21 protein-coding genes and 1 pseudogene are annotated in these 20,580 nt (G+C 59.1%); 13 read left to right on the top strand and 9 right to left on the bottom strand.

Features of this window, described 5'->3' with window-relative positions; translation table 11 throughout:
• Positions 1–299 precede the first annotated feature (299 nt).
• Positions 300–1,754: an MFS transporter gene (locus PY650_RS06075; RefSeq protein ID WP_285878146.1), complete on the top strand. Its 1,455-nt coding sequence runs from the start codon at positions 300–302 to the stop codon at positions 1,752–1,754.
• Between the two features lie 199 nt (positions 1,755–1,953).
• On the opposite strand, the gene PY650_RS06070 is transcribed toward PY650_RS06075, so the two are convergent.
• Positions 1,954–2,163: a cold-shock protein gene (locus PY650_RS06070; protein WP_120705242.1), complete on the bottom strand. Its 210-nt coding sequence runs from the start codon at positions 2,161–2,163 to the stop codon at positions 1,954–1,956.
• 16 nt (positions 2,164–2,179) lie between these two features.
• Complete coding sequence (locus tag PY650_RS06065; RefSeq protein ID WP_285878144.1) at positions 2,180–2,410, bottom strand: hypothetical protein; 231 nt, start codon at positions 2,408–2,410, stop codon at positions 2,180–2,182.
• Between the two features lie 263 nt (positions 2,411–2,673).
• Between PY650_RS06065 and PY650_RS06060 the strand changes: the two genes are divergently transcribed.
• Positions 2,674–2,898 carry a hypothetical protein gene (locus PY650_RS06060; RefSeq protein ID WP_285878143.1) on the top strand — a complete coding sequence of 75 codons (225 nt, stop codon included), beginning with the start codon at positions 2,674–2,676 and terminating at the stop codon, positions 2,896–2,898.
• 100 nt (positions 2,899–2,998) lie between these two features.
• Positions 2,999–4,588, top strand: coding sequence for an alpha/beta fold hydrolase (locus PY650_RS06055; RefSeq protein WP_285878142.1), 1,590 nt, complete (start codon positions 2,999–3,001; stop codon positions 4,586–4,588).
• A gap of 4 nt (positions 4,589–4,592) precedes the next feature.
• On the opposite strand, the gene PY650_RS06050 is transcribed toward PY650_RS06055, so the two are convergent.
• Positions 4,593–5,870: an L-fuconate dehydratase gene (locus PY650_RS06050; RefSeq protein WP_285878141.1), complete on the bottom strand. Its 1,278-nt coding sequence runs from the start codon at positions 5,868–5,870 to the stop codon at positions 4,593–4,595.
• A 42-nt stretch (positions 5,871–5,912) separates the two neighbouring features.
• Entirely contained in the window at positions 5,913–7,073 is a 1,161-nt protein-coding gene (locus PY650_RS06045) for a CaiB/BaiF CoA transferase family protein (protein WP_285878140.1), read from the bottom strand.
• Positions 7,074–7,311: 238 nt separating this feature from the next.
• Here PY650_RS06045 and PY650_RS06040 point away from each other — a divergent pair, with 238 nt between their 5' ends.
• Positions 7,312–7,725: a carboxymuconolactone decarboxylase family protein gene (locus PY650_RS06040; RefSeq protein ID WP_285878139.1), complete on the top strand. Its 414-nt coding sequence runs from the start codon at positions 7,312–7,314 to the stop codon at positions 7,723–7,725.
• A 475-nt stretch (positions 7,726–8,200) separates the two neighbouring features.
• Here the strand turns inward: PY650_RS06040 and PY650_RS06035 are convergent, their stop codons facing one another.
• Entirely contained in the window at positions 8,201–8,590 is a 390-nt protein-coding gene (locus PY650_RS06035; RefSeq protein ID WP_285878138.1) for a BRA0787 family protein, read from the bottom strand.
• A gap of 349 nt (positions 8,591–8,939) precedes the next feature.
• Between PY650_RS06035 and PY650_RS06030 the strand changes: the two genes are divergently transcribed.
• From PY650_RS06030 to PY650_RS06015, 4 genes are all read left to right on the top strand, one after another.
• On the top strand, positions 8,940–9,431 hold the full coding sequence (locus tag PY650_RS06030) for a cupin domain-containing protein (RefSeq protein WP_285878137.1): 492 nt from the start codon (positions 8,940–8,942) through the stop codon (positions 9,429–9,431).
• 215 nt (positions 9,432–9,646) lie between these two features.
• Positions 9,647–10,492: a MetQ/NlpA family lipoprotein gene (locus PY650_RS06025; protein ID WP_285878136.1), complete on the top strand. Its 846-nt coding sequence runs from the start codon at positions 9,647–9,649 to the stop codon at positions 10,490–10,492.
• Positions 10,493–10,612: 120 nt separating this feature from the next.
• On the top strand, positions 10,613–11,698 hold the full coding sequence (locus PY650_RS06020) for a methionine ABC transporter ATP-binding protein (protein WP_285878135.1): 1,086 nt from the start codon (positions 10,613–10,615) through the stop codon (positions 11,696–11,698).
• Positions 11,688–12,344, top strand: a complete 657-nt coding sequence (locus PY650_RS06015; RefSeq protein ID WP_285878134.1) for a methionine ABC transporter permease — start codon at positions 11,688–11,690, stop codon at positions 12,342–12,344. Before PY650_RS06020 ends, PY650_RS06015 begins: the two co-directional genes overlap by 11 nt.
• A 9-nt stretch (positions 12,345–12,353) precedes the next feature.
• Here PY650_RS06015 and PY650_RS06010 read toward each other — a convergent pair whose 3' ends face one another.
• The 4 genes from PY650_RS06010 to PY650_RS05995 form a co-directional block, all read right to left on the bottom strand.
• Positions 12,354–13,724 carry an LLM class flavin-dependent oxidoreductase gene (locus PY650_RS06010; RefSeq protein WP_285878133.1) on the bottom strand — a complete coding sequence of 457 codons (1,371 nt, stop codon included), beginning with the start codon at positions 13,722–13,724 and terminating at the stop codon, positions 12,354–12,356.
• Between the two features lie 119 nt (positions 13,725–13,843).
• Positions 13,844–14,875 carry a hydroxyacid dehydrogenase gene (locus tag PY650_RS06005; RefSeq protein WP_285878132.1) on the bottom strand — a complete coding sequence of 344 codons (1,032 nt, stop codon included), beginning with the start codon at positions 14,873–14,875 and terminating at the stop codon, positions 13,844–13,846.
• A gap of 55 nt (positions 14,876–14,930) precedes the next feature.
• Positions 14,931–15,626, bottom strand: coding sequence for a DNA-3-methyladenine glycosylase I (locus tag PY650_RS06000; RefSeq protein WP_285878131.1), 696 nt, complete (start codon positions 15,624–15,626; stop codon positions 14,931–14,933).
• 138 nt (positions 15,627–15,764) lie between these two features.
• A complete protein-coding gene (locus tag PY650_RS05995) occupies positions 15,765–16,967 on the bottom strand; it encodes a multidrug effflux MFS transporter (protein ID WP_285878130.1) in 1,203 nt (400 codons plus the stop codon).
• A 321-nt stretch (positions 16,968–17,288) separates the two neighbouring features.
• Between PY650_RS05995 and PY650_RS05990 the strand changes: the two genes are divergently transcribed.
• The 5 genes and pseudogenes from PY650_RS05990 to PY650_RS05975 form a co-directional block, all read left to right on the top strand.
• Complete coding sequence (locus PY650_RS05990; RefSeq protein ID WP_285878129.1) at positions 17,289–17,954, top strand: TetR/AcrR family transcriptional regulator; 666 nt, start codon at positions 17,289–17,291, stop codon at positions 17,952–17,954.
• Positions 17,955–18,038: 84 nt separating this feature from the next.
• The gene (locus PY650_RS05985; protein ID WP_285878128.1) at positions 18,039–18,314 is read left to right on the top strand and encodes a DUF982 domain-containing protein; all 276 of its coding nucleotides are present in this window, start codon (positions 18,039–18,041) and stop codon (positions 18,312–18,314) included.
• 90 nt (positions 18,315–18,404) lie between these two features.
• The gene (locus PY650_RS37335) at positions 18,405–18,584 is read left to right on the top strand and encodes a DUF982 domain-containing protein (RefSeq protein WP_432761491.1); all 180 of its coding nucleotides are present in this window, start codon (positions 18,405–18,407) and stop codon (positions 18,582–18,584) included.
• Between the two features lie 302 nt (positions 18,585–18,886).
• On the top strand, positions 18,887–19,567 hold the full coding sequence (locus PY650_RS05980) for a TylF/MycF/NovP-related O-methyltransferase (RefSeq protein WP_285878127.1): 681 nt from the start codon (positions 18,887–18,889) through the stop codon (positions 19,565–19,567).
• 550 nt (positions 19,568–20,117) lie between these two features.
• Positions 20,118–20,580 (top strand): annotated as a pseudogene (locus tag PY650_RS05975) (ice nucleation-like protein); the annotation flags it as partial.

The raw sequence follows: 20,580 nt of genomic DNA, 5'->3' as shown, positions 1-20,580 counted from the left end.
AGCTTATTCTTGACACAAAATCAGCAATCAAACACGCCATCTACCGCGGGAAAACAGGCTGTGGTCGATGCAACCAACGCTGATCGCTACCGTCTATTCATCTGGCATTCACCGGCTGTGTCATTCCTGCCCACCTGCGACGTTTTTTCCATTTTGATCAATGAGATTTGCCAATTTGGATATAGCCATTGCGTGCGAGCGGGAGTATACAACCCCCGTTCCAATCGGCCTTCGCGCTGTTACCAGACTTGCGGTTCTGTCTTTGGACCCCACCGCGCCATCGAGAGCGATCCCCGACAATGTCGGACCAGATTTTCCAGGCCGCCCCAACCCGGCGGGCCGCCCCTAGTTTTCGTTTTATCGCGCTTATCGTAGCAAGCGCCATGTTCATGGAGCAGCTTGACGCGACCGTGCTCGCGACAGCGCTGCCGACCATGGCGAGAGACTTCGGCGTCAGTGCGCCGGCGATGAGCATCGCGCTGACCTCCTACCTGCTCAGCCTCGCGATCTTCATTCCGGCGAGCGGCGCGATTGCCGATCGCTATGGCTCCCGCACGGTTTTCCGAACGGCCATCGCCGTTTTCGTCGTCGGTTCGCTCCTTTGTGCCCAGGCGCCGACATTGTTTTTTCTCGTGGTCGCCCGCCTGCTCCAAGGTCTCGGCGGCGCCATGATGATCCCGGTCGGCCGTCTCGTGCTGATGCGCAGCGTCGCGCGCAAGGATATGGTGTCCGCCATGTCCTGGCTGCTGATCCCCGCGCTCGTCGGCCCGATTCTCGGGCCCCCGATCGGCGGCATGTTCGTCACCTATCTCGATTGGCGCTGGATCTTCTACATCAACGTGCCGATCGGCATTATCGGTTTCGGCCTCGTCACGATGTTCATCGAAGATGTGAAAGGCCCGAGGAACGGCCGCTTCGATCTCTCAGGCTTCGTTCTCTCCGGTATCTCACTCGGCTCGCTGCTGTTCGGCTTCGAAATGTCGAGCCGCGAAGGCGAAGGCTATCTGGCCGTCTTCCTGATTTCCGTTGGCCTGCTGTTCGGCATCGCCTACCTTCGCCATGCCCGCAAACATCCATCGCCGATCATGGATTTCTCGCTGATGAGAGTGCCGACCTTTGGTGCATCGGTCATCGCCGGCTCGCTGACGCGCATCAGCCAGGGCGCGACACCCTTCCTCATTCCGCTGATGTTGCAGCTCGGTTTCGGCCTGTCGGCCGCCGCTGCCGGCCAGATCTCCATTGCGACAGCCCTTGGCTCCATGGCGATGAAGCCGCTGCAGCTCAAGATCCTGCGCAGGCTCGGCTTCCGCACCAGCCTGCTGATCTTCGGCGTGATCGGCACGCTCGGCTATGGGCTCTGCTCCATTTTCCGGCCAGACTGGCCACTGCCACTGATCTTCATCATCTTGTTCTTCTGCGGCTTCTTCATGTCGTTCCAGTTCACGGCCTATAACACCATTGCCTATGACGAGATCGAGCGCGACCGCATGAGCTCCGCGACGAGCTTCTATACGACGTTCCAGCAGTTGATGCTGTCGCTCGGCATTTGCGTCGCGGCTCTTGCTCTGCATGGCTCCATGTATGTGCGCGAACACGCGACCGCCGAAATGAGCGACTTCTCCGTCGCCTTCATCGTCGTCACCCTGATCGCGCTTCTCGCCATGGTCTGGAACGCTCGCTTCTCCAGCAACGCCGGTTCGGAAATCAGCGGACACCGCAAGAAGTCTCCAGAGGATGCTTTGAGCGGGCACTGAGTTGCCCACGCAAAGGCCCCGAAACGCTCGCTCGCAAGCGATTTGCGACTGGCTAACCGCAGCTCAATGCAGCCATCGAAGGTCAGAACTGTCGCCTGGAGCAAAAAACAAAAAAGGCCGGGCGAACCCGACCTCTTCCTCTCACCTTCTCCACGATCGATGCCAGTACATCCGTGGTCAAAGACCGGAAGTAAATGCCTTACAAGGATTGAAGCTGGTCAGCCGACATCTTGCCGGAACGCTTGTCCTGGACAAGTTCGTAGGAAATCTTCTGGCCGTCACGCAGGGTGCTCATTCCTGCGCGTTCAACCGCGGAAATGTGCACGAAGACATCCGTCGCGCCGTCGTCAGGCTGAATGAAGCCAAAACCCTTGGCAGCATTGAACCACTTTACAGTACCTGTGCTCATAGCGATGACCTTTCAATCACTCGAATAAAGATCGCATTCCAGGCAAATTGCCGGGGTGCTCCAGACCGATTTGAGAGGGAAGTTCGTCAGTGTCGCGCAGAGTGCGTCGAGGCAAAGTTCGTTCACCAATATCGATGCAGGATTTATAATGGTTGGCTGAATATGTCACAAGGAAAAAATCAGAAATATCGAAAATGACTAAATAATTCGCCCAAACCGCGCCATGCGGCATAAAATCATCGCTCATTGGCGATCAAAATAAGATAGTCTTTCCCCTGGTATTTTCGAGGAAATTTCGCCGCCCTATATAGGACTTGTACAAATCTATCTTTTTAATTCCCGCGTATCAGCGCGGTAATTACGTCTGATTTCTTGGAAACCGAAGGAATTCTATCGCCGTTACGAGCGCTATCCGGTACTGAATAGGACTTCCAGCCTTGCGGGCGCGGGTGATCTTCCGCCCAAAGCCCACAAGCAACGCCAACGCCGACACAAACCATGGAGGCCAAGATGGCGCCAACTAACAAAGACAACCTGTTCGGAGCCAAGAAGGCATCGCAGGCCAAGGCCAGCGGGCTCGACTCAACCGTCAAGGAAATCCTCGCCAACGAACAGATGATCCGCGAACGCAAAACGGCGCGCTTGCGGGAACTTCGCCTCGAAAAGGAGGCGCTGCAGCCGCCACCGGAGCCAAGGACCAAGACCAAACGAAAGGTCGTCAAGCCACCGGAATAGGCGCTTTCGGTGAACACAGCCTCAACGGAAGCCGCATTGAATTGAAAGCAGGTTCCGCTCTAAATATCGGCCAATTGCACAATCCATTCTGGAGCATCACATGGTCGCCGGCATTCACCACATCACGCTGATCACCCGCAAGGTGCAGGCGAATGTCGATTTCTATGTGGGTTTTCTTGGTCTGCGGCTGGTCAAGCGCACGGGAGGCTTCGAGGACGCGACACAATTGCATCTCTTTTACGGCGACGCGACGGGATCGCCGGGATCTCTGGTGAGCTTCCTTGTGTGGGAGGACGGCTCCCCGGGTCGCCCCGGCATCGGCCAGGTCGGCGAGATCTCGCTCGCCATCGACCCCGCTAGCATCGGATTCTGGCTGACGCGCGCCTTAAGCGCAGGACTGAAACCGGAAGGCCCTTCGGACGAATTCGGCGAACCGGTGCTGCGGTTGAAAGACCCGGATGGCGTCATCGTCAAATTGGTGGGCGCCAAGGATCTGCAATCGGCCGCGCCTTGGGCAAGCGATAAGATCCCGCAGGAACACGCTGTCAGACGCATTCGAGGCGCGACCCTGTTCAGCGAGACGCCTGAGGCGACAGAAAACCTTCTCGTGGAGCACCTCGGCTACCGGCCTCAGATGATCAAGGGCGCGATCAGCCGTCTCGTTTCCGAACCCGGCGATATCATCGACATCCGCGATGCGCGCGGTTTCTGGACAAGCGCACCGGGAACCGGCACGGTCGACCACGTGGCGTTTCGTGCTTCCGACGGTTCGGAGCTGCAGTCGGTGCGTACGGCGCTGCAGGCGGTCAATTCCTGGCCGACAGCGATGCACGACCGCAAATATTTCCGCTCGCTCTATGTCCGCGAGCCGGGTCGCATCCTGTTCGAGCTTGCGACCGATGCGCCGGGGATGCTGGTCGATGAAGACGAGGCGACACTCGGTACGCACCTGTTTGCACCCGATGACAAGCCGGAGCGGCTGGCAGAACTGAACGTCATTCTGCCGCAATTCTCGATGCCCGGCGAACCGCGCGTCATCTATCGCGACCTGCCCTTCGTTCACCGCTTCTTCACGCCGCCGGAGCCGGACGGTACCGTGTTCATTCTGCTTCATGGCTCCGGCGCCAGCGAAACGACACTCATGCCCATCGCCCATAAGATCGACGAGCAGGCGACATTGCTCGGCGTGCGTGGCCGGGCCCTGGAAGAAGGCGCGCCGCGTTGGTTCCGCCGTCTAACGCCGTTTACCTTCGATCAGGCCGATATCGCCAACGAAGCAGAGGCCTTTGCTGCTTTCATCGACGGCGTGACCCATGCTTACGGGCTCGACCCCGAGCGCATCGTCTATATCGGCTATTCGAACGGCGCGAACCTGATCAACGCCATGCTATCGTTGCATCCGCATCTCATCCGCCGCGCTGTGCTGCTGCGCTCCATGGCCGTTCTCGCAGAACCGCCGCCGGTGGACATGTCGGACGCCGATGTACTGATCATCGCCGGCGCGAACGACGAATACGGACCCTACGCGCAACCGCTTGCCGAACGGCTCCGCGCCGACGGCGCGACCGTGAACCTTCAAACCATCCCGCACGGCCACGAGCTGACCGACGCCGATGTGCCGATCATCCAGGCGTGGCTGAAGGTAAAACCGCTTCTCCCCGTTGGCGCGAAGGCATCGTTACAAGGATGACGGTTTACCCCTTGAACGTATAGGCAGCAATCGACTGAGATTTCATCTCGATCGAGAAGCCCGGCAAGCTCGGCGGCATATAGGCGGCGTCGCGGATGATGCAGGGGTCTTTGAAATGCTCGTGCAGGTGATCGACATATTCGATCACGCGGCCGTCCTTGGTGCCGGAGACGGCGACATAGTCGATCATCGACAGATGCTGCACATATTCGCACAAGCCAACGCCGCCGGCATGCGGCCAGACCGGCAGGCCGTATTTCGCGGCCACAAGCAGCACGGCCAGGACTTCGTTCAGCCCGCCCATACGGCAGGAATCGATCTGCACGATGTCGATCGCGCCTTCGGCGATGAACTGCTTGAACATGATCCGGTTCTGGCACATCTCGCCGGTCGCGACCTTTACCGGCCCTATCGCCTGGCGGATCTTGCGATGGCCGGCAACGTCGTCTGGGCTGGTAGGCTCCTCGATGAAGAAGGGTTTCGCGAAGGCAAGCTTTTGCACCCAGTCGATCGCCTGGCCGACTTCCCAAACCTGGTTGGCATCGATCATCAGATAGCGATCCGGGCCTATCACCTCACGGGCGATGGTGAGACGACGGATATCGTCCGCGAGATCACGGCCGACTTTCATCTTCACATGATTGAAGCCGGCATCAATCGCCTCCTGGCATAGACGGCGCAGCTTGGCGTCATCATAGCCGAGCCAGCCGGCCGAGGTCGTGTAGCAGGCATAGCCTTCACGCTCGAGAACGCCGATGCGCTCCGCCTTGCCGGTTTCGGACTTCTTTAGGATGGCCACGGCCTCGTCGCGGGTCAAAACGTCGGTCAGGTAGCGGTAATCGACGATATCGGCGATGCGCTCGGCATCCATCTCGGCGACCAGCCGCCAGACCGGCTTGCCGGCCTCCTTGGCGAGCAAGTCCCACACAGCGTTGACAACGGCGCCGGTGGCGAGATGCATCGCACCCTTCTCCGGGCCGATCCATCGGAGCTGGCTGTCGCTGGTCAGATGCCGCCAATATTTGCCGGGGTTTTCCAATACAATGGCAAGCTCGGTGCCGACGACCAGATGGCGCATCGCCTCGATCGCCATGCAGCAGATGTCGTTGCCGCGGCCGATGGTAAAGGTCAGGCCATGACCCTCGAGGCCTGGCTTGTCGGTATCGAGAATGACGTAGGCGGCGGAATAATCCGGATCGGGATTCATCGCATCGGAGCCGTCCAGACTCTGCGAGGTCGGAAAGCGTAGGTCGAATACGCGGAGATTGGTGATGCGCGTCATGGGAAAACTCCTTCTAATCCTGTCGGGCGATCTCTCGGATAGTCACCCGAGGCCGAACTCTTCCCAGATCGCCGCATTATGCTCGCCGACATGCGGGGCCGCACGTTCGAATTTCGGTCGTTGCCCGTCGATGCGAACCGGCGAGCGCGTCGTAAGCACGGAAATGCCGTCATCGCGGCCGACCGTCTGCAGCATGTCGAGCACGCCGAATCCCTCGTTCTGCAACAGTTCCGGCCAGTTCAGTACCTTGGCGCACCAGATATCGGCTGGCTCGAGGATTGCCAGCCATTCATCCACCGAACGGGTGCCGATACGCGCCGAGATCAGCGCCTTGATCTCGTCCCGAGCCGCAAACCAGCTTTTCGGATCGTCCCGATAGGGCGCGAGCTCGTCCATTCCGAGCAGGTCGGCAAGCTTCGAAATCGGGGTCATGGCGATGGCGAGATAGCCGTCTTTGGCGGGATAGACGCCGTAGGGTGCGGAGAGATAGGCATGGGCGCTGCGGAAACCGGACCGTTGCGGTAGCTTGTTGCCGCTGTTCATATGGACGGTCAGCACCTCCACCTGCAGGTCGACCAGCGCCTCCAGCAGGCTTGTCTCCACCAGCCCGCCTTTGCCGGTGACACCGCGGCGCACCAGCGCCGCCAGAATGCCCTGGGCCGCCGCCGCACCCGCCAGCATATCGCCGATCGCCAGGCCGAACGGCACTGGCCCCTGCCCTTCATCGCCGTTCAGCCACATGACACCGGAGCGCGATTGCGCCAGCAAATCCTGCCCCGGACGCGAAACCCAGGGACCCTCGTCGCCGAAACCGCTGATCGAGCAATAGACGAGCCGCGGATTGATCTCCTGTGCAGCCTGATAATCCAACCCAAGCCGCTCGATCACTCCCGGCCGGAAATTCTGCACCAGGACATCAGCCTTGGAGATCAACTTGCGCAGCGCTTGCATGTCGCGCTCGCACTTCAAGTCTATCGCCAGGCTTTCTTTCGAACGGTTGATCGCGTGGAAAATGGTCGAATCACCGCTCTCGCAATCGCTGAGATAGAGCCGCCGCGAGAGATCGCCGCCTTCCGGCCGCTCGATCTTGATGACCCTGGCGCCGAGATCCATCAGTCTCAAAGTACAATAGGGCCCGGACAGGAACTGACTCATATCCACGACCATCAGGCCGGCCAGCGGCAATTCCTTTTCCACCACCATGATTATTTCCGCTTCCCTAACATCAAGTCAGCCAACCGCCCCCACTTCGGCAGACGCCTCCGCCTGTCGAACTCCCTGCGTCCGACGTTCGATTTTCTTATGTGAATAGTATTTTCACATATGGATGATTTTTGCAAACGAAAAGAGGGGGCGTGACCGGGCGCGCCATTCGGCGAAGTCCCCGCGAAAATGCGCTATAGCTTTCGCATCAATTTGGATTGTTGAAAGGAGACTTGAGATGACGACAGTCAAATTGCTCGATGACGCGGAAGTCGAGGCGATCCCGGCGGTCAAGGCCGTATTCGATGATATCCGTGCCGTCAGAAAATCCGATTTCGTCAATAACTTCTGGCGTGGTCTGGCCAACGATCCGGCGCTCTTGAAGCGCACCTGGGAGGGGCTGAAGTCAGTGATGATGGCTGACGGTGCGCTCGATCCGCTGGTGCGCGAGATGATCTATATCGCCGTTTCCACGGCCAATGGATGCACTTACTGCGTTCACTCCCACACCGCCGCCGCCAGGTCAAAAGGCATGACGGACGCACAGCATGGCGAAATGCTGGCCGTCATCGGCCTTGCCGGACAGACGAACCATCTGGTGACCGCCATGCAGATCCCCGTCGATCCAGAATTTGACGTCAACCGCAGCTAGAGCTGTAGGTAGCAGATGCCATCCAAGACAACTCCCAACCAAAACGCACTGCTGCGAGCAACGCGGAGTTGTTGAAGTTCCAAGGCAATGAAAGATTGAAGTCGGCCCCGGGGGAGGCAGAAACGTCTGAGCTGTTGTTGAGGGAACTGTCCGCAATAAGCTCCCATTGTCCTGTCGTTACCGCCGGTCACCGGGACTACGACCTCTGTCGGAAAGTCTGGAATGGCGTTGTCGATAAGCGTCAGTGGCGATCATCCAACCGCAAAATGTGGATCATGTCCGGCACGCGATACATGCGGCGGCGGCGGCGCGGGTCGGTGGCCCGCCTACGGGGATAGAAACGATGTGCTAGTGACCTTGTGTCAGCACTGGAGAGGAGAGTCCGTCTGAATTTGGTGGTGTCTAATCCCATCACATAACGTGGGAACCCGTCGGCGAAAACCGACGGGTTCCTCAATAAATCATGCGCTATTTCTTAGCGGTCCGACTTTTCCGCTGCCTGGGTTTCCGCAACGACAGCGGCGACATTGACACCGTTGTTGACGACCAGGAGGCGTTTGCGAACGAGAACGCCCATCACTCGGGCTGCGGTCGAAAAGGTCATCGTGTCCAGAGGACCTTCGCCTTCCCAAGGCTTTGTCAGCCGTTCAGTGACAGCAGTGACGATATTGTTGGGTACGATATCAGTGCATTCACGCATGGCTTCGAAAACGACGCTGACGGGAACAACCTTCCCTTCGAACATCACGATCGGTTCGGTGACTTCTGTGTCCCATTCCTCGAAAGCATAGAGCGCTTCCCTGAAGAGCTGTTGCAAAGTAATGGGGGCATGACCCTCATGAAGGGGCGGCAAGGCATTGCTCATGTCTGTCTCCTTTCAAGTGGAAGTCCGGCGCATAATCTGAAAATGTATTCGGCCTCCGGTGGAGAGGCCTACGCGCTGCTTCTGCATCTGGCGCGCGCCCCGAACAGATTTGATCGGACAAGCGACGCGGCAAACGATTTATTCGCGACCGGCGCAACGCGGGATAAACACGAAATGTTCCCGCCGGTCAATTAACTTGATCGAGTCTATAGATTAATCTCGACTTGAAAAGCCTCTTTCGAAACTTTCTGTAATTCCCTATATTTTTGAATGGTTTCGCCATAGGCTAATGTAGCAACTCATCTCTGGAAGCGACGCGAATCCCTTCCTCGGCAGTGAAAGGATAGCCATGAGCAACGATCATGGGCACGATCACGACCACCATCACGAGCCGGTTGACTGGCGTGAACATGGCGTCAAGATCATCCCTTCCGATGCGCTCGATCCGAACACAGCGCAGACGCCAGGCATGAATCGGGCCACCGCTATCAATCACGCCCGCGCGGGTGCTGAGAAAATCTGGGCCGGGACGGTGACGATCCACGCCAACGCCAAGACCGGCGCCCACCATCACGGCGATCTCGAAAGCATCATCTATGTCGTCAAGGGCAAGGCGCGCATGCGTTGGGGCGAAAACCTGGAATTCGTCGCCGAAGCCGGCCCCGGCGATTTCATCTACGTGCCGCCCTTCGTGCCGCATCAGGAGATCAACGCCAGTCGCGACGAGACGTTGGAATGCGTGCTGGTCCGCTCCGGCCAGGAACCCGTCGTCGTCAATCTTGATATCGAACCGGTCGAAAAGCCGGAAGAAGTGCTCTGGAAAGATCCAATCCACCGCTGATATGCACAATTTCAATGCATCCAAAATTGCCGGCGCACAATAATAATCTACTATCTCTATAGAAAATTAGTTCTCGATCAGCCGCGGGTCAAAAAGAGTTTTTCAGAACTGCGGCGCACAACAAATGATCCTGCTTCGCGTGACCTACGACCGTCTGAGATGATCCACGCCGTCAACGAGACGATGCGTCTCAATCACATGGAACAGGATTTCCCATGACGAAAAAGTCTTATGAAGGTCTCGCTGCGCTGCGTTTCTCGCGCCGGACCGGCCTTGCCGCGCTCATCGCCTCCGCTATCGCCATCTTCGGCCTGACGGCAGCCACTCCCTCCTTTGCCGCCGACAAGACGATCAAGGTCGGCATCATGAGCGGTGAAGACGAAGACGTCTGGCGCGTGGTGGCCACGCAAGCCGCCAAGAAGGGCCTGAAGATCGAAGCCGTCGTCTTCAACGACTATACCCAGCCGAACGAAGCGCTGGAACGCGGCGAAGTCGACGCCAACGCCTTCCAACACCAGCCTTATCTCGACAACCAGATCAAGCAGCACGGCTACCATATCGTCCGTGTCGGCTATACCGGCGTCTGGCCGATCGGTCTCTACACCAGGAAATACAAGTCAGTTGCCGATCTGCCGAAGGGCGCGGTCATCGGCGTGCCGAACGATCCGTCCAACGAAGGCCGTGCCTTGCGCGTGCTGCAGAATGAGGGCGTCATCAAACTCAAGGACGGCACCGGCATTCTCGCTACCACCGGCGACATCGTAGAGAACCCAAAAAATATTGACATCAAGGAGCTCGACGCAGGCATTATCGGCCGTTCGATCGATGATCTCGACGCCGCTGTCGTCAATACCGACTGGGCGCTGAAAAGCGGGCTTTCGCCGAAAGACCGCATTGCCCAGGAGCCGATCGACGGCAATCCCTACCGCAACTTCATCGCCGTCAAGCAGGGCAGCGAAAACGAGGTCTGGGTGAAGACGCTGGTCGCCTCTTATCAGAACGATACGGTCAAGGCCGAGTTCGACAAGGTCTACAAGGGTACGGGGCTCAGCGCCTACTAACTCCAATTCAGCGCCGGGGGCAGCGCTGAGCACCAAGGCGGCCTGGGCATTTCTGCTCGAGCCGCCTTCGGTGTTCCAGCAGATCAGCGCCCGACGCCGCAAAGCCGAGAGAAGATTGACATGAATTCCTTTGTTTCCGCCACGGCCATCAAAGGACATGCCCCGCCTGGCACGTCGGAGAGTGACGAGATCGTCCGCCTTGTTGATGTCAGGCGTCGGTTCGGCACGAACCCCGCCCTCGACGGCATTTCGCTGACGGCCCGCCGTGGCGAAATCGTCGGGATCATCGGCCGCAGCGGCGCCGGCAAGTCGACGCTGATCCGTTGCCTCAACGGACTGGAACGGGCCGATAACGGCGAAATCTATATCGAAGGATGTAATATCGCCAGCCTGTCGGAAAACGAGCTGCAGCCGCTGCGCCGCCGCATCGGCATGATTTTCCAGCATTTCAATCTGCTTTCGGCCAAGACCGTCGAAGACAATGTCGCACTTCCCTTGAAGATCGCAGGCGTCGCCAAGGCGGGGCGCTTGATGCGAGCCCGGGAGCTGCTCGAACTCGTCGGTCTCGCCGACAAGGCGAAAGCCTATCCTTCGGTGCTTTCAGGCGGGCAGAAGCAGCGTGTCGGCATCGCCCGGGCGCTGGCCGCCCGCCCCGCCCTCCTCCTTTCCGACGAAGCAACTTCCGCTCTCGATCCCGAAACCACGCGCTCCATCCTGGCGCTACTGAAGGAAATCAACCGCAAGCTCGGCCTGACGATCCTCCTCATCACCCACGAGATGGAAGTGGTGCGCTCGATTGCCGATCGTGTGGCCGTTATCGATAAAGGCCGCATCGTCGAGGAGGGCCCGGTCTGGCAGATCTTCGCCAACCCGCAGACAGAAATCACCGCGAGCCTTTTCAGCACCATCCGCCCGCAGCTTCCTGAGCATATCGCCGAGCGGCTGTCGCAGATCCAGGGTGTCGAGGCGATCCTGCGTGTCGATCTCGCCGGCCCGGCCGCGCAAGGCGCGCTCTTCGCCGAACTTTCCGCGGCGCTGCCGCATTCCTTCCGCCTGGTTCATGGCGGCATCGATCATATTCACAACCAGCCCTTCGCTCGCTTCTTCATCGCGGTGCCGACACGCGATGCAACGCTAGCGGCGCAGGTGACTGATTTTCTGACGGCCCGGTCTGCCCGGGTGGAGGTTTTGGGCTATGACAACTGACATCATCCTCCGCCTGCTCTGGCGTTCCTTCTGGGAAACGATCTGGATGACCGGAGCATCCGGCCTGATCTCGCTCATCATCGGCCTCCCACTCGGCCTTGCCCTGGTCGTTACCGGGCGCGACGGCATCGCCGAACAGCTCACCGCCAATCGTGCCCTCGCCGCGCTGGTGAACGGCTTTCGCGCCGTGCCTTTCCTCATTCTGCTGATCGCTATGATTCCGCTGACGCGGCTGATCGTCGGCACCGCGCTTGGCACGACCGCGGCGATCGTGCCACTCACCATAGCGGCGATCCCCTATTACGCCCGCATCGCGGAGGTCTCGTTGCGGGAGGTCGACCGCGGCCTGATCGATGCGGTTCGGGCCATGGGCGGCAATCGCTGGACGATCATTCGCGAAGTGCTGGTGCCTGAAGCACTGCCCGGCATCGTTGCGGGCTTTACGGTGACGTTGGTGACCCTGATCGGCGCCTCGGCCATGGCCGGCACTATCGGCGGCGGCGGTCTCGGCGACCTGGCGATCCGCTATGGCTACCAGCGTTTTGAGACCGGCGTGATGATCGCGGTCGTCCTCATACTGATTATCCTCGTCTGCGGCCTGCAATGGCTCGGCGACCGCCTCGTCGCGAAGCTCGATCATCGCTGAACCAATCTGTCAAATCCGATGACGGAACGCGGCCGCCGGATGGCTTGACGGCAGCCGCCCATCGCCTCGGCCGAACAGCTTCTCACGCAACGTTCCCTCGGCATAGTCCGCCTTGAACAGCCCACGCTCCTGCAACACGGGGATGACGAGATCGACGAAATCGCGCAAGCTCTCCGGCGCAACTGTCCGCGCCAGATTGAAGCCGTCGATGCCACCGTCCTCCACCCAGGTCTGCAAGCGATCGGCAATCTGCTCAGGCGAGCCGACGATCGGCTTCTGCCGGCTGCCGAGCACCATCTGGTCCATGATCTGCCGTGGCGTCATCGCCGGTTTGCCGCTGCTCTTGCCACTCACCGCCGCAAGAGCGGCCTGCTGCGCATTCGTCGTCGTCTGTTCGATCGGCTCGTCCAGGCCGAACTTGGAAAGATCGATACCGATCGAGCTGGAATAATGCGCGAGCGACGCCTCGACGTTGGCATGGCGGCGATAATCCTCCAGCTTGTCCTGCGCCTCCTTCTGCGTTCGCCCAACGACGACGCTGATGAGATTGACGATACTGAGATCGTCGGCGCGCCGGCCGAAGTTGACGACCCGCTGCCGAAGCGCCTGCGTCATCGGCCTCGCGCCCTGCGGCGTCGGGCTGGCGATGAAGACACATTCGGCGTGCCGCGCGGCAAAATCCTGCCCACGGGCCGAAGCACCGGCTTGCAAAAGCAACGGCGTACGCTGGGGCGACGGTTCGCTCAAGTGAATGCCGTCCATCCGATAATGGCTGCCTTCGTGGCGGACGACGCGCACCCTGGATGGATCGGCAAACAGACCGCCGATCTTGTCCCGTTTGACCGCATCGTCGTCCCAGCTTCCCTCCCAGAGCTTGTAGACAACCTCGAGGTACTCTTCGGCGGCATCATAACGCGCATCGTGATCCGGCTGGCGCTCCATGCCCATGCTGCGAGCGGCGCTATCGAGATAACCGGTGACGATGTTCCAGCCGATGCGGCCCTTCGTCAGATGATCGAGCGTCGACATCCGCCGTGCAAAAAGAAAGGGTGGCTCGTAAGTCGTATTGACGGTGACGCCGAAGCCCAAATGCTTTGTCACATAGGCCATGGCTGACAATGGAATGATCGGGTCGTTGACCGGTATTTGCGCGGCCGTCCGGATCGAGGTCTCAGGGCCGCCCTTATAGACATCGTAGACACCGACAATATCGGCCAGGAAAATGCCGTCGAGCTTGCCGCGCTCGGCCGTGCGCGCGAAATCCACCCAGTAATCGAGGTCGGTATAATTCAGCGACGTATCGCGCGGATGCGTCCAGAGGCCGTGATTGATATGCCCGACGCAGTTCATATCGAAGGCATAGATCTGGATCGGCTTCATGGCTTGTCCTCAATATCTGAAGTATGCGACCATTATCTCCATGATTTCTATATATTTACAATCGGCAAGGTAAACCACCCGCGGTCGCAACGGATGGGCATCCGTAGCAAGCCGCGGCTTCAGTTCCTGCTGACCGGCTTGGAGCGCATCCGCGATACGGTCTCGCGCTCCGCGCGCTTGCAGCGCATCGGCGGCAGGCCGCGATCCATCAGGTCCATGTCTTCCAACACCATGTCGCCCATTTTCTTGAAGGCGCTATCCAGGGCGCCGGCGCGGTGGGCCGAGCGGATGAAGCCTTTGAGGCCACGGACTGGATGGTCCTTGCCGAGCGGTTCCTCCGGATAGACATCGCTCGCCGCGACGATATGGCCGGAAGCAACCGCAGCCATCAATGCTTCGAAATCCACGACATCGGCGCGGCTAAGCAGGATAAAGGCCGCCCCCTTGCGCATGCGCGCAAAAGCCTCCGCGCCGAGGAAACCCTTGTTTTCGCTGGTGACGGAGGCGACGACGAAAACGAAATCGCTGCTCGACAGCACCTCGTCGAGGCCAGCCGGCTGGACGCCATGTTCCCTGAGGATCGAAGGCGGCATCCAGGGGTCGAACACTCTGATGTTCGCTCGAAAGCCCGACAGCACCCGGTTCAGCGCCTTGCCGAGATCACCGAAGCCGACGATACCGATATCGCTGCCAGAGAGCAGCCGCGCCTTTTTATTGCCGTCACCGCCCCAAAGTTCCCTGCCCTCGCGAAAATCGAGATCGGCATCGACGATACCGCGTGCCAGGCTGAGCGCGAACCCGAGTCCGATTTCCGCCACCGGTTCGGCGAAGACTTGTCCGGTGGTGACGACATGAATGCCGCGCTCGAACAGAACGTCATAGGGCATGTTGTTGATGAGATTGCTTTCGACATTCAGGATACAGCGCAAGCGCGGCATGCGGTCGAACGTCTCCTTCGAAAGCGGGGGCTGGCCGATGATATAGCGCGCCTCACCAAGCACATCGTCGCCAAGTCCAGCAACATTCTCCGGGTCCGCCTCGACGATCCGATATTTCGAATGGAGGAGCGATAGCGCATCCTTTGTGAAGATAAGCTCGAGCGAGCGCGGCTCAGGTGCGCTTATGGCCAACGGCCTGTTGTCGGTCGACATGATAGTCTCTCCCTATTCCCGGGACGATCCAATATCATTCGGCCGGTCAAATCAATCAGACCTCTTCTTCTTCCCCCGGCATGCCCACAGAGAAGGCGCAGATGCGCGAGAGATAGGTTTGTGGCAGGCCCGTTTCGGCGCCCCAGGCATTGAACTGATCCTGGATCAGGCGCAGGTCCTTCTTGGTCGGTTTCGTCTCCGAGATCGGCAAACCGGCAAGGCGCAGGCAGACCAGCACGTCATGGCTCATGACGAAACTGTCGCGCCCGATCGCGCGCAGGAAATATTGGCCGCTCATGCCGCCAAGACGGTTGGCGCGCTTGTCGAGGACAGCCAGCAGGTCGATGTGATCCTCCACCGGCCAATCAGCAAAGAAGCGCCCGGCGCTGCCATGCTCATCGGCAAGCTGGCGAATGAATTGCGCGTTGTCCCGCACCGACATGATCTTGGCGCCGTTGCGCACGATGCGCGTGTCGGAGGTCAGATCGTGCCAATAGTCGTCAGGCGCGAGGTTGAGGAAAGCCGGGTCGAAACCGGCAAAAGCCGCTTCGAAACCCGGCCATTTGGAATCGATGACATTGCGCACGAAACCGGCATAGAAGACATAGCGCGTCATTTGCGATAGCAGCCGATCATCCGGTGTGGCGCGCAACACAGCATGATCGGGCGCCTCCGGCAGAAGCGCCCTCAGCCCCTCCGCCCCGCCCTTGCGCTTTTCCGCCCGCTCCAAAATCTCCGCGAAACTACCCATCCGCGCACCTCCTTCCGCTGCATCTCAAGTCTTTGATGATCTTGCGCCTCTCCGCAAGGGATCTCTTTTGCAGCGTCACCGGAATTAAAAAGGCCGGAGCGATGCCCCGGCCTCCCCGTTCCCGCAGGAAAACAGCCCCTATTCTGCGGCCACTTCCGCCACCGGCCGGCGGGCAATGGTCGCCTGTGTCAGCAGGAAGGCGGCGACCGCGCACAGTGCAATGCCAGCGGCCATGGGCAGGGCAGTGCCATCGAAGAACAGGCTGGCAATGACCATGGCGATGGCGGCGGTGACAAATTGTAATGTACCCATTAGTGCCGAGGCCGTGCCGGCAATCTCGCCATGATCTTCCAGAGCCAGCACCGCCGTCGTCGGGATGACCAGTCCGAGGAAACCATAACCGACGAACAGGAACACCACCATGATCGGCAACTGGTTAAAGCCAAGGCTCATGACCACCACCAGCCCCGCCATGGTAAAGGCGAAGGCGGTGACCGCGACGCGCATCACCCGCACCAGCCCGTAACGCTCGCCGAGCCAGCCGGTCAGCTGCGACACAGCGAAGAAGGAAACGGCATTGATCGAGAAGGCGAAGCTGTATTGTGTCGGGGTCAGACCGTAATGATCGATCAAGACGAAGGGCGAATTGGCAAGGTAGACTAGGAAGCCCGAGATGCCGAGACCACCGATGAAGGTCAGCGTCAGGAAATTGCGGTCGCCGAGCAGCAGGCGATAAGCCGCCATCGCGCTCCGCAAGCCGCTTTGGCCGCGGTCCTCCTTCGTTCTAGTCTCTTCGAGCTGCGTCGATAGCAAGATCAGGCCGATCGCGGCCGCGATGGTTACCGCCCAGAACACACCGCGCCAGCCATAGAAGGCGATGACGGCGCTGCCTGTGAGTGGCGCGAGAATCGGTGAAATGCTGAAGACAAGCATCAGCAACGACATCAGCCGCGCCGCCTGAACACCGGTATGCATGTCGCGCACGACGGCGCGGGGCACGACCATACCGGCCGCGCCGCCAATGCCCTGCAAGAAGCGGAAGGCGATCAGCGTCTCGATATTGCTTGTCGTCGCAGCACCGATGCTGGCCAACGCGAACAGGCCGATACCGAGATAGAGCGGTGCCTTACGTCCCCACATGTCCGAAAGCGGCCCATAGAGCAATTGAAAAACGGCAAAGGGAATGAAGAAGAACAACAGGCTCAGCTGGACGACACCGTTCTCGGCCGCGAGATCTTTGCCGATCGATGGCAAGGCGGGAAGATACATGTCGATCGCGAAGGGACCGATGGCCGAAAGCAGGCCGAGGATGATCGCATAGCGAAGGAAAGAAGTCGTCATGATGATGATCTTTCAGAAGATTTGCGCGTGAAGACCGGATTGCCTTCGCGCCGCGCCTCCCTGCGGGAGGCGTTAAAAACAGTGCGCTGGATGGCAATGGCGCCCAGACAAGGATTCCATTGCCTTCTCTTCGACGAACAAACCACCCGAAAATCGACGGGATGCCCGATGAATTCTCGGATTGCGTTTTAGGAACGCCACACGATCTTGGGAGGAAAGCGCGGCCCCGAATAATGTTTAACATACTCGTCCATTAATTTGGACAGGGATGTAAAAATAGACACTATTGTCCAAACCGTCAATGCGGATTATCTTCACCCCATGAAAAGCCGAAACGCCGCCACGCAGGCAAAGACAATAAGACCCGCCCAATGCCTGAAGCGTGTTCCCATCCTTGACGCTGCGGCGGAAGTCTTCTGCCGTGAGGGATTTTCCGGCGCGAGCATTGACGAGATCGCAGAGGAAGCGTGCGTCTCCCGCCAAACCATCTACAATCACTACCGCGAGAAAGAGACACTATTTGTCGCCGTTGTCGCCGACGTGACTGCACGCGCCAATACCGCCCTGTTCGCTGCGCTGGCCGCCTTCCCCGACAAGCCGGAAAACCTTCGAGAGGACCTGATTGCCTTTGCGGTCGATCTCAACCGCAACTGTCTTTATAATCAGGACGGAAAATTCCTGCGCAAGCTCCTCCAGTCCGAGGGTCCCCGTTATCCGCATCTTTTCGAAGCATGGCGCGAACACGGACCCTGCAAGATCGGCACGGCACTGGGCGCGATCTTGGCGCGCCTCCACCACCAGGGCCTCCTTGATATCCCCGACTGCGACCTCGCCGCCCGCCAATTCACCGCGCTGATCAACGCCGACCTGCAGATGACCACGTTGTTTGGTGAAACACCGACGGAGGCACAGATTCGAGGGTCGGCGGAACAAGCAGTGGATATGTTTTTGCGAGGGTACGGGGTTCGAGCGGAACCCGTTCTCTGAGCCCGACATTTATGTCGCATCCGACGCGGCCTTGAATTTCGTCTGTACCTTTACATCTCTCAGCCGTAGCCTGAGGGGCGTGGGTTGGAGCTGGCGACGATGAGCAACAGACGTTGGAATTTCCCGGTGGTGGTCATTTGCACGCGCACGGGGAAAAGCTATACCGTTGGCACCACGAAAGAGGCATTGGACATGCTGCTGAATGCGTGGCCGGTTGCCGAAGGCAAGGCGTTCATGATGGCCTTGCAAATATGTGCGGATGTTGAAAGCGGAATCAGACAGCCGCGTGAAGCGCGCAATAGCTTTCTTGCAGCAGCCAAGGAAGCCGGCGTACCGATCGAAACCACAATGGCAGGATAAGGTCGGCTGCATCACCGGACATTCCTTCTTGCGCCTCAACTTCATTTCTAACCCGAAGGCTGCCTGGAACGAAACCACCGCTATACCGTTTTGAAATGCCAAAACGAGAAGTGCGATGTTTCAAACCGCCCGGAGAAAGGCTGTCGTCGCCTGCCGAAAAATATCCGCGTCATCCAGACCGCGGCCCAGGCCACGGATTGCCTGAGTGCCGATTGGCCAATGCGCCACGCAAACGCCTATGGCCTTGCGCGTCTGCATCGATTGTTTTGAAGGCCGTACAACTGCAATCGAAACCCGCGTGGCTTTTGTCGCGGCCTGTCATGACGCAAAATGCCCTGATAAACGCCTGATGTAAGGCCGCGATTTCATGCCGAACCGAGGCCAAGCCGTCCCACCTGTCGGATATCGCCCCTCGCACCATCGTCGGTGCTCATCGACGTGACGTACGCTCCGGGTAAGCTTCTCTCCCTACGCATATAGGGGAGAAAAGCTTCAGTCAGCGCCACGGAAAGCACCAACGTATGAATGTCCCCTCACTAGACAGCCCGCAATTTGTGCAGTTTCTGGCCGTTATGGTCGAACAGATATTGGGGAATCCCCGAGGAGACGCGTTCAATCTCGATACAGTCGCGCGTCTTTCCGCCGCAGTTTCGTCTTCACAATACCTATACTCCCGTATGATCGGCGCAAAACGCCTCAACACAGCGGTAGAATTGATCGACTACGCTGTTTCCTGCGCTGCCGTTGAGGGCCTGACCTTGGAATTCGGCGTCTTCTCAGGGCGGTCGATCAACCGCATCGCGCAGGGCAGATCGGGTCCCGTATACGGGTTTGACAGCTTCGAAGGGCTTCCGGAGGACTGGCGCGATGGGTATGGCAAGGGCGCCTTTGGCCGCGCGGATCTTCCCGCGGTCGCGTCCAACGTCGAACTGGTTGTCGGATGGTTCGACAGGACCTTGCCGCAATTCCTCGACGCCCATCCTGGCCCGGTATCTCTCCTACACGTCGATTGCGACCTCTACAGCTCGACGCAAACTGTCTTGACGCAGCTGCGTGAACGCTTAGTGCCGGGGACGATCATCATTTTTGACGAATACTTCAACTATCCCGGCTGGGAGATGCACGAATTCAAGGCATTCAAGGAATTCGTGGAAAGTACCGGCCTCCAGTATGAGTATATCGCGCTCTACCCCAATCACCAGCAGGTGGTGGTGCGCGTTACAGGTTTCCACAACCGCCGCCCTTCCGCCTAGGCCGGACGGGACGCCCCAGTCCGCTCAGTGTTTCGACCCCGGTATCATCTTGATCGCCCAAGGTGTGCGGCTGCACGCCTACAATTTTACCGGAATAGCGCGCAAGTATTACGCGGGATCTGTTGTTGGGAAGTGGCGAGACTTAGCGGTCGTTAATTCAAAATTAAAAGCAAAAGAATAAAACCGTTCTTGGTCGCGAGAGTTCTGCTGAAGAACGCGATTCGCCCTTGAGCAAACGACTGGTCTGGGCGAACCGGGGTTGCAAGGCAAGACATTGGCGTCCATGGCGTAGGGATCAGGGCCATTGCATGGCTCTGGAAGCATGATGCCCTTCCAACGCGCCGGCTCGTCCGAGCCATGTTCCGTGTCAATTCATTCTCTTCCGACAGGTCGCCCGAATAGTCGACGCCGGTATGGGCGTCCGGTCAAGCGGGTAACGCTGCCAGCAAACGCGCGTCTAACGACGCCGCGATGGATTTGCTGGTCTTCTCGAGCGGCCGAAGGCTGAGGAGTGATTTTCGCAGTCAGCTAACACCAGGGGCGCGCGTCCATGACTTCAGTTATTTCTTCTCTGAGCATCAATCAGATTAAGGCACTTGCCACCTCAACGATCAAACAGCTGACCACGGACGACGTGGCGGCACTGAGCACCGCCCAGATCAAGGCGCTGAACTCAACGCAGATTTCCGCTTTTGTAACGCAGGATATATCCACCTTCACCTCCGAGCAGCTAGGTGCCGTATCGGCGACCGCCATTCTCGGCTTGAACCTGGATCAACTGGCCGTCCTGTCCACGGCTCAGCTGGGAGGCCTCTCCGCCGATCAGGTCGCCGCGCTCACCACAGCCGACGTCGCCGGCCTCTCCACCAGCCAGGTCGCCGCATTGGCGAGCACGCAGGTTGCCGCTCTCACCTCGAAGCAGATCGGCGTTCTCTCCACCGACGACGTTGCCGCCCTCTCCACCGACCAGATCGGTGCGCTGAAGACCGGCCAGGTCGCCGCCCTGAAGTCCA

It is taken from the genome of Martinezella calliandrae, assembly GCF_030272695.1.
Classification (GTDB): Bacteria; Pseudomonadota; Alphaproteobacteria; order Rhizobiales; family Rhizobiaceae; genus Rhizobium; species Rhizobium calliandrae.
The sequence above is the reverse complement of the archived record's forward strand: the minus strand, read 5'-3'. Positions and strand labels throughout refer to the sequence as shown.

Coding starts and splice junctions, on each gene's coding strand:
- PY650_RS06070 (WP_120705242.1), bottom strand. CDS start 2,163: ATGAGCACAGGTACTGTAAAGTGGTTCAATGCTGCCAAGGGTTTTGGC.
- PY650_RS05995 (WP_285878130.1), bottom strand. CDS start 16,967: ATGACGACTTCTTTCCTTCGCTATGCGATCATCCTCGGCCTGCTTTCG.
- PY650_RS06040 (WP_285878139.1), top strand. CDS start 7,312: ATGACGACAGTCAAATTGCTCGATGACGCGGAAGTCGAGGCGATCCCG.
- PY650_RS06005 (WP_285878132.1), bottom strand. CDS start 14,875: ATGTCGACCGACAACAGGCCGTTGGCCATAAGCGCACCTGAGCCGCGC.
- PY650_RS06060 (WP_285878143.1), top strand. CDS start 2,674: ATGGCGCCAACTAACAAAGACAACCTGTTCGGAGCCAAGAAGGCATCG.
- PY650_RS06055 (WP_285878142.1), top strand. CDS start 2,999: ATGGTCGCCGGCATTCACCACATCACGCTGATCACCCGCAAGGTGCAG.
- PY650_RS06025 (WP_285878136.1), top strand. CDS start 9,647: ATGACGAAAAAGTCTTATGAAGGTCTCGCTGCGCTGCGTTTCTCGCGC.
- PY650_RS06010 (WP_285878133.1), bottom strand. CDS start 13,724: ATGAAGCCGATCCAGATCTATGCCTTCGATATGAACTGCGTCGGGCAT.
- PY650_RS06000 (WP_285878131.1), bottom strand. CDS start 15,626: ATGGGTAGTTTCGCGGAGATTTTGGAGCGGGCGGAAAAGCGCAAGGGC.
- PY650_RS06020 (WP_285878135.1), top strand. CDS start 10,613: ATGAATTCCTTTGTTTCCGCCACGGCCATCAAAGGACATGCCCCGCCT.
- PY650_RS05980 (WP_285878127.1), top strand. CDS start 18,887: ATGGTCGAACAGATATTGGGGAATCCCCGAGGAGACGCGTTCAATCTC.
- PY650_RS06075 (WP_285878146.1), top strand. CDS start 300: ATGTCGGACCAGATTTTCCAGGCCGCCCCAACCCGGCGGGCCGCCCCT.
- PY650_RS06030 (WP_285878137.1), top strand. CDS start 8,940: ATGAGCAACGATCATGGGCACGATCACGACCACCATCACGAGCCGGTT.
- PY650_RS05990 (WP_285878129.1), top strand. CDS start 17,289: ATGAAAAGCCGAAACGCCGCCACGCAGGCAAAGACAATAAGACCCGCC.
- PY650_RS06050 (WP_285878141.1), bottom strand. CDS start 5,870: ATGACGCGCATCACCAATCTCCGCGTATTCGACCTACGCTTTCCGACC.
- PY650_RS06065 (WP_285878144.1), bottom strand. CDS start 2,410: ATGAGCGATGATTTTATGCCGCATGGCGCGGTTTGGGCGAATTATTTA.
- PY650_RS06035 (WP_285878138.1), bottom strand. CDS start 8,590: ATGAGCAATGCCTTGCCGCCCCTTCATGAGGGTCATGCCCCCATTACT.
- PY650_RS06045 (WP_285878140.1), bottom strand. CDS start 7,073: ATGGTGGTGGAAAAGGAATTGCCGCTGGCCGGCCTGATGGTCGTGGAT.
- PY650_RS06015 (WP_285878134.1), top strand. CDS start 11,688: ATGACAACTGACATCATCCTCCGCCTGCTCTGGCGTTCCTTCTGGGAA.